This window comes from Mucilaginibacter sp. McL0603, assembly GCF_049992945.1.
Classification (GTDB): domain Bacteria; phylum Bacteroidota; class Bacteroidia; order Sphingobacteriales; family Sphingobacteriaceae; genus Mucilaginibacter.
The window spans coordinates 1,763,766-1,775,668 of record NZ_CP188251.1 but is presented as its reverse complement, the minus strand read 5'-3'; the positions used below and the strand labels follow the sequence as shown (position 1 = coordinate 1,775,668).

Annotated in this window: 7 protein-coding genes; 1 reads left to right on the top strand and 6 read right to left on the bottom strand. The window is 40.2% G+C overall.

The annotated features are described in order from the left end of the window. The first annotated feature begins 81 nt into the window (after positions 1–81). Positions 82–1,884, top strand: coding sequence for a cytochrome-c peroxidase (locus ACPPVU_RS08180; RefSeq protein ID WP_426671200.1), 1,803 nt, complete (start codon positions 82–84; stop codon positions 1,882–1,884). Between the two features lie 91 nt (positions 1,885–1,975). Here ACPPVU_RS08180 and ACPPVU_RS08175 read toward each other — a convergent pair whose 3' ends face one another. The 6 genes from ACPPVU_RS08175 to ACPPVU_RS08150 form a co-directional block, all read right to left on the bottom strand. Continuing rightward, on the bottom strand, positions 1,976–3,268 hold the full coding sequence (locus tag ACPPVU_RS08175; protein ID WP_426671199.1) for a YdcF family protein: 1,293 nt from the start codon (positions 3,266–3,268) through the stop codon (positions 1,976–1,978). A gap of 62 nt (positions 3,269–3,330) precedes the next feature. Next, positions 3,331–4,863 (bottom strand): RagB/SusD family nutrient uptake outer membrane protein, encoded by a 1,533-nt coding sequence (locus ACPPVU_RS08170; RefSeq protein ID WP_426671198.1) that lies wholly within the window; start codon positions 4,861–4,863, stop codon positions 3,331–3,333. Between the two features lie 23 nt (positions 4,864–4,886). Beyond that, complete coding sequence (locus ACPPVU_RS08165; protein ID WP_426671197.1) at positions 4,887–8,465, bottom strand: SusC/RagA family TonB-linked outer membrane protein; 3,579 nt, start codon at positions 8,463–8,465, stop codon at positions 4,887–4,889. 215 nt (positions 8,466–8,680) lie between these two features. Continuing rightward, on the bottom strand, positions 8,681–9,661 hold the full coding sequence (locus ACPPVU_RS08160; protein ID WP_426671196.1) for a FecR family protein: 981 nt from the start codon (positions 9,659–9,661) through the stop codon (positions 8,681–8,683). 87 nt (positions 9,662–9,748) lie between these two features. Continuing rightward, positions 9,749–10,357, bottom strand: coding sequence for an RNA polymerase sigma factor (locus ACPPVU_RS08155; protein ID WP_426671195.1), 609 nt, complete (start codon positions 10,355–10,357; stop codon positions 9,749–9,751). A gap of 76 nt (positions 10,358–10,433) precedes the next feature. After that, a complete protein-coding gene (locus ACPPVU_RS08150) occupies positions 10,434–11,303 on the bottom strand; it encodes a hypothetical protein (RefSeq protein WP_426671194.1) in 870 nt (289 codons plus the stop codon). Positions 11,304–11,903 lie beyond the last annotated feature (600 nt).

Below are 11,903 nucleotides of genomic sequence, written 5' to 3'. Positions count from 1 at the left end.
TTAACAAGTTCGGAAATAAACTTTTTTACACAATACGAGGGGGGGCAGCTAAATTAGCTGGCCCCCGTTTTTGCTCAATGAATGAATAAATTTATCGCCATTTCAGGGTTACTTATTCTCACTTTCGGATATACGCTTTTTTCTTGCAGACAAAAAACTATAGCTCCTGAGAAAGCTATCGCCCAAACGTTGCTGGCACAGGTGGATAGCTTTATCCTTGCTAAGGATAGCTTGCTTGCCGTAGCCAAACGTAGCCCGGCCAATGAAAAAGAACTACAGCGGTTGTTCATCCAATTAAGGTTATCATATAAAAAATTTGAATGGGCCAGCGAATATTTCTCCCCGGCCGAGTCAAGGTTTGTAAATGGGCCGCCTGTGCAGGAAATCGAAGTAGCCAGTGGCCAGGTTTTTGAACCGGCGGGTTTGCAGGTAATAGAAGCTTACCTGTTCCCGAAGTATGACAAGAGTAATCAGAAAGAATTGATTCGCCAGATAACGCTCTTACAAAAAGGCTGCGACAGGTACAAGGGGTACTACACCAATATTGATATTTTGGACTGGCAGGTATTTGATGCTACCAAACTGGAAGTATTCAGGGTTTTATCCCTGGGCATCACCGGTTTTGATAATCCGCTTACCAAAAAAAGCTCGCAGGAATCGGCAGCCTGTTTAGAAAGTGTCAAAAATGCACTTGCTTATTATGAGGATAAGGCGGGTGATGAACACTTACCAGCTTTATGTGACAGTGCACTAGGATATTTGAAACATCACACCGATTTTGACGTATTTAACCGGGCAGAGTTTATTACACGATATGGGAACCCGATCACTACCAGGATCACTAACCTGGAGCAAAAATTAAAGATCCATATCATCCGGTATAACCGCTTACTGAACCAGGATGCAAAAACGTTATTTGATAAAGATGCATTTAACGCCGATGCCTATGCGCCCAATCCGGAAAGCTTTTCGACTGCTAAAAAGGTCGCTTTGGGCAGGGCGTTATTTGCAGATCCAATTCTTTCCGGGACAAATACGAGAAGCTGCCAGTCCTGTCATCAGCCTGAAAAAGCATTTACCGACGGCGTGGTAAAAAACACAGTAATTGGCAGTAAAAAACTCATCAGGCGAAACACGCCTACCTTAATTAATGCAGCACTGCAACCGGCACAGTTTTATGATCTGAGGGTGGGTACACTGGAAGATCAATCACTTGCAGTTGTTCAAAATCAGGATGAGATGCACGGCTCCATGAAAGCGGTCGCGGTCCGTCTATGGCAAAATAAGGATTACAGGGAACTGTTTTCGCCAGCCTTTCCCAAAAAGAACAGGTCTGCGATTGATACACTTGAGGTGATGAATGCAATCGGTTCGTTTGTCCGCAGCCTGGTATACCTCAACAGCCGTTTTGATGAATATATGAGGGGTGATAAAACAGCCATGAACGAGGAAGAGCTAAATGGATTTAATTTATTTATGGGGAAAGCAAAATGTGCCACCTGCCATTATATGCCACTATTTAACGGATCTTTCCCGCCCAGGTATATGCTGGTTGAAAGTGAAGTGATCGGTGTTCCCCGTTCGATGGCAGAAACTGATATTGATGATGATATGGGCAGATATGACATCTTGCATACAGGTGCTTTTAAACACGCTTTCAAAATTACCACGGTGCGTAATGCCTCCCACACGGCACCATATATGCATAATGGCGTGTTTAAAACCTTAGAGCAGGTGATGGATTTTTATAATAAAGGAGGTGGTGTAGGATTAGGTTTCCCGATAGACAATCAAACTTTACCACCTGACAAACTTGATTTAACCCAAAAAGAGCAAAATGCTGTCATCGCTTTTGTGAAAAGCCTGGATAGCAAATTAAATTAAGCTGGCACCAATTGTAATAACAAAAACCGTCTTTCTGCATTAGAAAGGCGGCTTTTGTTTTCCCGTTGTAAGAGGTTATGTTAATCAAATACTATGGATCTAAAGGATCAAGCGGATCCATATGCAGGCTTTCATAAGTGGGATAAAAAGTAATATCATGATTAGATATTCCAGTTTTCTCGCGATATGGAAGATAACCCAGATCGTGCATATTCCTTTTATCAAATAAATCACTCTTTACAGAACTTGCCTGCATTTTGGCGGTGATAAATACAGATTGCTTATCAACAGGAATACCATAGCGGATAATTAAACGGTTGGCATTTCTGAAATTAGTTGTAGTATGCCTTGCATGCGGATCAATTATAATAGCATTTTCGGGAATACTAAACTTTTCCATAAGGTACTTTTTCATCTGAATGGCTTCGCAATAAGGGCCGCGGAACGGATAACAATAACCACCACTTACAATGATGAAGGGCGCCCAGCCTTTTAAGTAACGATCGGCAGCTATATCACAATGTATTTTATTATCAGGACTGATGGGTGTGGTAAATAACTCGGGGCCGTTTCCGGGAATTACAATGGTTGCATATTTGTATTTATCCCATTGTATCAATTTTATCCTGTCGAATGCTTTTTTATTATCTTTCTGCTCCATTGGTTCAAACCTTGCCGGCTCGTCCCTGTCATTGGCATCCATCAATCCCATAGCTATCGCCAGTGAAGGCTGATAAAACAGCTTCATCTCAGTGGTATGTTCATCAAGCATTGAAAACATATCCTTCATTACCCCGCGATAATAACGGCTGGTTACTACATAACTGGCTGTATCAATACGTGGAAAGCGCAATTTTTTACCAAAGCCAAACTGATCAATAATATAATTAATGCCATAAACATATTGCGCCCATGCCTTAAGTAAAAGTTCCTGGTTATTTAGGCCAACAAACCTCTGGTAGTAACCTGATGGCCTTAAATGAGTATTTATCATGGCATCAAACACAGATTTATTAGCACTATATAACTCTTTAAAGACATCCGAAATTTGTGTCGAATCCTGTGTGTTATATCTGAAACCTGTTAATAGCGAAGCTGGCATAAAGCAGGTATCGTTTGCATGTTGTTTCAACTCAGTTACCCGTTTAGTCAATATAGTTTGCAGGGTATTATTTGTACTTACGAGTTTACTAACTGCCGGAGTATGTTCAATTACAGTAAGCAGGTAAAAATTTTTATCGGCCACTAAGTTACCTGAATGCACAAAATGATAGTTTTTATCATATCCGGCTAATTGTTTTATCTGTGCAAATACGCGATTATTAAATAATAACGTAAAGCAAGCCGCAAGTAATATTGGATAAATTTTAAGATTGGTTTTCATGATATTCATTTATTTTATTCACTAAAAAAGGGAGGCTCAAGCCCCCCCTTTATGATCAGAAATTAATACCCGGGATTTTGATACATTTTTGTCGGGTCGAGTTTAGTTTCATTGAACGGTATTGGATAATACCTGTCTTTAGTTGTAAAGTTGCTTAAAATAGCTGACCCAAAATTAGCCTGGCTCTTGGCATGAAAATAATTAACCAGTTCGTCAGTTGTAAAAGTACGCAGAAGATCAAACCAACGATGGTGTTCAAAAGCCAGTTCAACCCGGCGTTCATGTAATATGGCCAGTTTAAGTGTAGGGAAATTGGCACTGTAAACAGGATCCAATGATGAAACTTCATAAGTTGGCATGCCGGCTCTGGCGCGTACCATGTCAAGGTATTGGGTGGCTTGAGCGGTATTTCCGAGGTACATATTTACTTCAGAAAGCATTAGGATAACATCAGCGTAACGCATTAATATCCAGTCATTACCACCATAGCCATTGATGCCGGCACCCGCGCTTACGTCTCTGAATTTAGTTACATACCAGTCTTTAACTGTTGGCGCATTAGCGTATTTAATTGAAAATGTCATACGAGGGTCGCCAGCTTCGTATTCATTAACCAGGTCATGCGTTACATTATCGCCTACAGATGTTGATGGTTTTTGCGAATTAGTGGTTTCACCCTTAGCCTGGCTATTTGCAGCTATACTTGAGCTATAAATAGGATCGCCCTGTATATTTACTATCTGCCAGATAAGCTCGGGACAGGTAGATTTTTTGGTAACATCAAACACATCGGTGTAAGGGATATCTGATAGATTAGTGAATGTTTTTGAATTGTATGCTGCTGTAAGACTTGCCAAAGCATTGTTAAGATTTGTTGTTCTATTTGCCTGATCCTGGGTGGTAGCCATAGTTAAATACACTTGTCCCAACAAAGTATTTACAGCTGCAAGTGATATGCGGCCTATTACGCCTGCAGATTGTGTTACAGGCAGCGGACTGTTAGCCGCATCCTTTAGGTCTGCAACAATCTGATCATAAACTTTTGCCTGTGCGGTGCGGAAAGTATTTGCTGTAATATCAGCAGGGCTTGTAAGCTGCGTGGTAACCAGCGGTACATCTCCCCATTCACGTACCATGTCAAAATATATCAGCGCACGAATAAATTCAGCCTCTGCCTTGTATTTCTGTTTGGTGGCAGGGGCTGCAAAGGTCACTTTATCAATGTTTGACAATACGATATTACAATTCGCTATAACAGCATACATTGCCAGCCAATGTGTATACATGTAGCTGTTAGTGGGCACCAATGAGAAGTTATTGAATTGAAATGGTTCTCCGGCATTAGATTGGTTATCATTTGTTCCGGTATCGTCAGAGCGCTGATCTGTCCATAGATCACTACCTTCGCCTATAGTATTGGCGCTTCTTAATAGCGAATAACAACCGTTAACTGCCAATAACACATCATTTTCACTTTTAAACGAATTGGCTATAGTATTAGCGTTAGGATCACTTTGCTCCAAAAAATCCTTTTTACACGAGCCCAGCGCAAATAATGTTACCAGGCATAATAATTTAACATTTATATTCTTCATTGCTTCTGAATTAGTTTTTTCAATTAAAAAGTTGCTTTAAGTCCAAGATTGTATGACCGTACCAAAGGATAAACACCATAATCAATACCAGGCGAAAGATTTGCACCCTGAGAACCACCATAGGTATAATCGTAATTAACTTCGGGGTTATAGCCTTTGTACTTGGTGATTGTAAATAAGTTATTGGTAGAGAAGTATAGTTTCAGTCCGTTTAGACCAAGATTACGTGTTAAGTAATCCGACTTAATATCATAACCTATAGTAGTATTTGTATTTCTCAGGAAAGAGCCATCCTGTAAATAAAAAGTCGATAACCTTGTGCTGTTACTTTGGGTGCCACCACGCGATGCACGGTAAACGATGCCATTGCCCGGATCTGACGGATTACGGTAACGGTTAGCAACGTCTGCATACTGGTTGCCCGACCCTTCCATGTTATACAGGTAATAATCCTGTCCATCCAGCACCTGGTTGCCATAAGAGCCAGCAAACGAAGAACTGAAATAGAAGCTTTTATATGACGCATTTATCGCAAAGCCGTAAGTAAATTTTGGATAGGGACTGCCAATAATACCCAAATCCTTGCTATTGATTATGCCGTCACCATTAACGTCTTTAAAATAAAGATCTCCTGCCGACAAAGGGGTTGATGAAAACGTAGAAATAGGTGGCCCCTTAATTTTATAACCTGCAGGATAAGATTGCGTACTTGGGTTATAATTTGCACGGTCAATAGCTATATTAGCAAGATCTGCCTGTGTAACCATGCCGGCCACCTTATACCCGTAAAACATTCCAATAGGCTGGCCTGCTTCTGTAATGCTGGTTAAATATGATCGCTCTGCACCAGCGGTAAGGATGGTGTTGTTGCCGCCCAGGTTTAATACTTTGTTACGGTTAAGGGAGATGTTACCGCTCAAATTTAAATGAAAATCTTTATTGGCAATTACTTTTGCATCAACCTGGAAGTCAAATCCTTTGTTACTTATTTTTGAATTATTTAAGTTAGTAAGGATAGTAGAATTTCCAGAAACAGCCGATACCGGCTCATTAAATAATAAATTGTAAGAATAGCTAAGGTAATAATTGGCTATAATGAACAGGCGGCCATTAAGCAAACCCAAATCGGCGCCAAAGTTGTATTGGGAAGTTGATTCCCATCCCAAATTCGGATCCTTCATAGCGCCGGCTGTCAGGGCCGGGGACAGGCTACCTGTGCCAAATACCGCGTTTGAAGGCGAGTTAAAAACACGCTGTGTATTATAGTTACCTATATTGTTGTTTCCGGTCAACCCCCAGCTTGCACGTAATTTAACTGTCGACCGATCACCAAGCCAACTGTGGTAAAATGGTTCGTCAGACAAATTCCAGCCGGCTGATACAGAAGGGAATGATGCGTAACGGTCAGTCGGGCCGAAACGGGAAGAACCATCCGTACGAAATGAAGCTGATAAAAAGTATTTACTGTCGTAATTGTAATTTACCCTTGCCAAATATGACAGGAGCGTAAATGTCTGGTCCTGAGTTGGCTGTACACCTTCAATTGCCGGGCTGCTGGGCGTAATCAGGGTTATTTGATTCGGCGCGGCACCTGTTATGTTTGGTATATTATCATTCTGAAAACCAGTGCCCTGCAACGTGAGAACATTGTTTACTGTTTTTTGGGCAGTGTAACCTATTAATCCATCAAAATGGTTTTTACCTAGTTGTTTGGTATAATTCAAAGTAAACTCGCCTAGTTCGTCCCTGTAATCAATTGTCTGTCGTACAGCTTTTGCAGCCTGTATTGATTGAGAAGAATTGGGCGGATTTGCGCCATTACTAATATTAGTAGGTAAATAATAATTATAATCCTCAGCATAAGTTTGCATACCTAAGTTCGCATTAAATGTCAACCCATTTAAAATGGTGTAGCTGGCGTGCGCATTATATGTGGCCCGGTCTCCTATACGGGTTATTTTTATGCGCTCGGCAGTTGCAATAGGATTTTCAATGGATTGATAACCATATGCTACTGATTGTGCAGCGGCCAGGTTAGTAGCAATACTTCCGTCAGGGTTGTAAGCCGGGAAAAACGGCATGTAGATCAATGCACCGAATGCCGGGCTGTGATCCCACCGGCCATCCTGAGTTTCCTGGTTAGTATTCTGAGTGAACGATATATTAGTTCCAACTTTTAATCGTTTACCTATGTTGCCATCAACATTGGCACGCAGGTTAATCCTTTGTTGGCCCGTACCTAACATGATACCCGGCTGATCCTGGTAACCGGTACTCAAATAATAGCTTGTACCATTAGAATTACCTGAGAACGACAGATTATGGCTTTGTGTTAAAGCATTCCTGTACAATTCGTCTTGCCAATCAGTGTTAACGGTTTGGTGAATAAGTGATTGCGTTCCAAAATTATACAGCGTTGATGGAATACTTACCGAAGGAGCATTACCCACATTTGCAATACGGGTTGCATTATCATCCGAATACATGGCATCGTTCCATGTATGGCCGGTAGTTACCCAAAGATCATGATAGGTATCATTGCGACCGTCAATTACCAATTGTGCAAACTGGTCAGAATTTAAAAGGTCAACTTTCTTTGCTAACTGATTAATGCCGATCTGATAATCATATTCAAATTTACCCTTGCTGTTTTCCTTTGCCCCATGTTTGGTGGTAATTAATACTACACCACCTGCTGCTCTTGAACCATAAATAGCTGCCGATGCAGCATCCTTTAATATATCTATTGATTCAATATCCTCAGGGTTGATAAACAAATCGTTACCTGCTGCATACCCATCAATTACATACAATGGATCAGACCCGGCATTGATTGAACCCACGCCTCTGACAGTAATTTTAGTGCTTTGATATGGCGCACCGGTTACCTGTGAAACCTGTACACCCGCTACCTTGCCAACCAGGGCCTGGCCAACTGTAGGTGCTGTAAGATTAAGTTCACTTGCCTTTACACTGGCAATTGCACCTGTAAAGTCACTTTTACGGACAGTTTGATATCCGATAGCAACTACCTCATTAAGAATATTTCCGGCCGGTTTTAACTGAATATTGATTTCGGTTTGATTACCAACAACAACTTCCTGGGTTCCATATCCAATAAAAGAAAATACTAAAGTTGCACCTTGTTCAACCGTAATGGCATATTTTCCGTTAACATCAGTAGCAGTACCCTTATGTGATACCTTCTCTGAAACATTTACTCCCGGAAGGCTGTTGTTTGTCTCGTCAACTACAGTTCCTGTAATTTTAACCTGAACCTGTTGAACTTCGGCAGATGGTTTTTGGACAACGGGGGCTTTTTCCGTCTTTTCTACCTTGATCAATACATGGTAGTCATCCACCTGGCTAATTGTGCCTTTATAGTCTTTTAATACCTCCTGTAAAACCTGGTTTACAGTTTTATTGTTCACATGTACTGAAACATGTTTCCTAACATCGACTGTATTATCATAGCCGATAATAAACTCCGTTTTTTTTTCGATGATATCAAAAACATCTTTTAGTGGTACATCGTCTGCTATAACGGATATGCGGGTATTATTGATTGTTTGCTCGTCGGCTGCGTAAACAGGAGCAACCAAATTAAAGACTAAAAAAATGGTTATGACCAAGGGTAAAAGTAAAATCCTTGATGTAAAACGCTTTATTAAATAAGGCAAAAGCGGGATTCGATAAAATTTTTGCATTTTTGATTGATTTTTAATGATTTCACGATCGTTTAAAATGATGACGCAGTACATTGCGTGTCAGCAGGGGATGGTGGAACATTCCCTGCTATTGTAATTTGATTTCTATTTCATGATTTTTTCACAGTTTTTAAATTGATGGAAATGGATTTGTTATTGATCTCGTAAGTCATGCCTGAAAGGTTCTCCAGCACTTTTAACACTTTAGAAACAGGCTCGTTATTGAAACTTATCGTATAATGGCGGAAATTGCCGGTATTATTATTCAGCTTTATAGTTACACCATACCACCTTTGCAGTGTGTTGGCAATTTCATCAAACGAGGCATTATCAAATTGTAGTTTATTTTCTCTCCAGGCAGTGATCTCGTTTGTTTGAATATTATTTAAAACATGGCCCCGGCTTTTTTTATCATATGTCAACTGCTGATTATGAGTCATTGCACCGGCAAACATTTTAGCTTTGTTGCTGAAGGAATTTTCTGCAACGCTAACTGTACCACTTTCAACAGCCACCCTGATCTGTGCCTCATCCTGGTATGCCTTAACATTAAAGGAGGTACCAATGTCAGCTATTACCAGTTTGCCGGTGTGAATTCTGAATGGACTGGAAGGATTATGCTTTACTATAAAAAAAGCCTCACCTGAAAGTAATACCTGCCTGTCTTTAGCACCATAGTTTGATGGCACTCTAATGGTTGAGCCGGAATTGAGATATACAACGGTGCCATCAGCTAACTCACACTGTTTTTTAACACCATTTGGGGCCGAAATAAGCGTGTAGGTAAGAGAAACATTTGGCTGATGCAAACTTTTGAATGTTATGAATAACGCCACCCCTAAACAAATGAACAAAACAGCAGCTACCTGTAACCATCGGCTGTTTAACCAATGTTTCTTCTGATCATCCTGCAGCATGTGATAGATCTCTGCATCCATCTGCTCAAACAGGTTGGCTTTATTTTCTGAGTTGAATTTCTTTTGTTGCCCGTTTTCAAAACTATCGAACCATTCCTCAACCAGTTTGCGTTCTTCGTCACTGGCAGATCCAGATTGATAGCGTTCAAATAAATCTCTAATCCTGTTATCCACTAATTGTATTTTAACTTAGCTCGCACAGGAAAGCCGATTGTCCTTTAAGAAAAGGTTAACAATACGTTACTTTTTTACGCAACGTAGTTATTGCAGGCAAAAATTGTGGTTGAAGAAATAGAACAGCATAAGCAGCAGTAATTCGGGATGGCTGTTTTGCAGGTTTAGTTTAAGCCGCTTGAGGGCTTCTGAAACATTATTGCGGACGGTTTTTTCAGAAATACTCAGAATAGTGGCGATTTCACCATTCTCTTTACCCTCATTTTTACTTAAATGATAACAGTTGCGCATGGTCTCGGGCAATTGTTCTACGACTTTTATAATGACACCGTTAAGCTCGTGTGCCAGGCGATGATCTTCGGCGGAATGTTCTATTTCTGAAAGCCTCTGATTAAGATAGTTTTCGCCTTTAATACGTACATTTTGTTTCCTATAGGCAGATACAACCCGATTCCTGCTCAAAACATATAGGTAGGTTTTAAAATCCCGCAAGCCATGCAGTTTATCGCGGGAAGTCCATAAATTTATAAAGATCTCCTGGGTAATGTCCTTTGCATCATCCTCATCGCTAAGCCTTGCAGCAACTACGGCAAAAACAAATTCTTTATACCGGCTATAAATTTCACGAAAAGCTCCCCTATCACCATCACTGCATTTGGCCAACAGCAATTGGTCTGATAAATTTTGATATACCATATTGCCCAGATGATTTAATGCTGCAAAACTATCAGACTATTGTCTAAAGTTTGTTAAGCGCATATTAACAAAAAAATTACCAGCTGATATCCATATAATTCACATTGTTCTTTTTAGATGATGTTACTGCTATTCCCTTTCCATTATCACCGGTAAATGCAAAACCTTCCAGTTCATCATTTCTTTCATCAACATTTACCACTTTAATTACCTGCTGCTGACCGGTTTGAATCGACTTTTCAAGATCAACATAAGTAAACCTCCACTTACGCCCTTCAATTTGATTTTGTATCAGCACAATTATTCCTTTGTCAGCCAACCAATATAGATTCTGCACCCAGGGCGTACAGGTAAATTTTTTATATAATACACCCGGCTCGCTTGTTTTAGCACAATGGCTTAAGCGTTCGGGATCATACAAGCGCACTTCATTGCCATGGTCACCATAGTCGGCAGTTGCCACATACCATTTGTTGTTGTATTTAACATATTCGGGCCTTGTTCCCTGGATACAGGCATCATCTTCAATCGTATTTAAAAGGTTACCGTCCAGTGTGCCTGTTTTCCAAAGCCCTTTCCAGTTTATGCAATAGATCATCGCCTTCCACGAAGTACCTTCTTTATTCAATCTGATGGAATTTCCCATAAATACAGGCATATCTCCATGATAAGCAACACCGGTAGGGTGGTTAATAACATCTTTCCCGTCAACAGTTAGCTTGCATTCTTTATGATCATATACCAGCGTATCCTTATCGAAAGAAAATTGCCTGATCATTCCCACTTCCCTGTCGCCATAGAGCAAAGCCTTGCCCTTTTGTATGGATACCCCCTGACAGGCGCCCAGCGAATCGATAGTTACAGAATGCCGGATGCTCATGCTGACATCGCTGCTGAAGAAAAGAGATGTTAAACCAGTAAATAATAAGATAGATATAAGTTTCATTTTGCTTTTTTAAACGGTAAACGGACTAAGCCCAGCTGCATATTACTACGCAAGACAGCAGGCCACAAGATTTACCAAAAAAAGAGTTCTTATGTTATTTAAACATTAAATCCACGTCACAATCTCAATACCATTACTACAATTTGAAGTAGTTTTACTGAATGATTTTTGGTTTGTACCAGTATCCATGCACTCAATTAAAAGTAAAATCTATGTTATCATTGAGTTAATAAATCTGTTTGTAATCGACGTCTGTAACAGATTAATTACATTTGGATCGACTTAATTCGAATATTTGAAAAGGTTAACTTTTATCAAATTCTTATTGCTTTTTGTTATTTGCTTTCAGATAGCAACTCCATGTCTTGCCATTTATTTTACAGTTGCCAGCCATAAGAACACTCATATCGGGTTAAATCTGAAAAAAAGTCATGGTGCAACGGTTAGTGATCACAGTCACTGGCATTTGTGGAACATGGCAAACAAGCATCAAAGTCATATTCCACGTGCAAATCCACGATTAAGGGCCCTGTTGTGGTATTGCGTTGTCCTTACTTCTTTTTGTGCTTTTTTAATACGCAACACCAAGCTCTTTTACGA

Coding starts and splice junctions, on each gene's coding strand:
- ACPPVU_RS08180 (WP_426671200.1), top strand. CDS start 82: ATGAATAAATTTATCGCCATTTCAGGGTTACTTATTCTCACTTTCGGA.
- ACPPVU_RS08175 (WP_426671199.1), bottom strand. CDS start 3,268: ATGAAAACCAATCTTAAAATTTATCCAATATTACTTGCGGCTTGCTTT.
- ACPPVU_RS08170 (WP_426671198.1), bottom strand. CDS start 4,863: ATGAAGAATATAAATGTTAAATTATTATGCCTGGTAACATTATTTGCG.
- ACPPVU_RS08155 (WP_426671195.1), bottom strand. CDS start 10,357: ATGGTATATCAAAATTTATCAGACCAATTGCTGTTGGCCAAATGCAGT.
- ACPPVU_RS08150 (WP_426671194.1), bottom strand. CDS start 11,303: ATGAAACTTATATCTATCTTATTATTTACTGGTTTAACATCTCTTTTC.